Here is a 628-nt window from a genome sequence, read left to right as displayed (position 1 = left end):
ATAATGGTGGAGGATGACGGGATCGAACCGCCGACCCTCTGCTTGTAAGGCAGATGCTCTCCCAGCTGAGCTAATCCTCCATAAAGTATAATGGTATGTATTGGTGACCCATACGGGATTCGAACCCGTGTTACCGCCGTGAAAGGGCGGTGTCTTAACCGCTTGACCAATGGGCCATATTTGAAAAGTTATAATGGCGGAGAGCAAGGGATTTGAACCCTTGAGACAGGGTTACCCGCCTACACGATTTCCAATCGTGCTCCTTCGGCCACTCGGACAGCTCTCCAATATGGCTCCGCAGGTAGGACTCGAACCTACGACCGTTCGGTTAACAGCCGAATGCTCTACCACTGAGCTACTGCGGAATAATGGTATGCCTGGCGACGTCCTACTCTCACAGGAGGAGAACCCCCAACTACCATCGGCGCTGAGAAGCTTAACTTCCGTGTTCGGTATGGGAACGGGTGTGACCTTCTCGCTATCGCCACCAGACTTTTCTCAAGACATATTTTATTATACATGTTTTTGAGATTTTTTCAAGTATATTTTTAGAAAATTATTCCCTGAAAACTAGATTATGGTAAGAAGAAAGAAACAAGTAATCATTTTGTCCAGCTTATCGCCGATT

Annotated in this window: 4 tRNA genes and 1 rRNA gene; all 5 read right to left on the bottom strand. The window is 47.3% G+C overall.

Features of this window, described 5'->3' with window-relative positions:
- Positions 1-4 precede the first annotated feature (4 nt).
- The 5 genes from NiCM35_RS26670 to rrf all read right to left on the bottom strand — a co-directional run bounded on the left by NiCM35_RS26670 (position 5) and on the right by rrf (position 492).
- Positions 5-80: transfer RNA gene (locus NiCM35_RS26670), tRNA-Val, on the bottom strand.
- 21 nt (positions 81-101) lie between these two features.
- Positions 102-176: transfer RNA gene (locus tag NiCM35_RS26665), tRNA-Glu, on the bottom strand.
- Between the two features lie 18 nt (positions 177-194).
- A tRNA-Ser gene (locus tag NiCM35_RS26660) sits at positions 195-286 on the bottom strand.
- 4 nt (positions 287-290) lie between these two features.
- Positions 291-365: transfer RNA gene (locus tag NiCM35_RS26655), tRNA-Asn, on the bottom strand.
- 10 nt (positions 366-375) lie between these two features.
- Positions 376-492 (bottom strand): 5S ribosomal RNA (gene rrf / locus NiCM35_RS26650).
- Positions 493-628: the final 136 nt, after the last annotated feature.

Origin of the sequence: Niallia sp. M35, assembly GCF_050971705.1 — a bacterium.
Lineage (GTDB): Bacteria > Bacillota > Bacilli > Bacillales > Cytobacillaceae > Niallia > Niallia circulans_A.
Note: the sequence above shows the minus strand (reverse complement) of the source record. Positions and strands in the feature narration are given on the sequence as shown.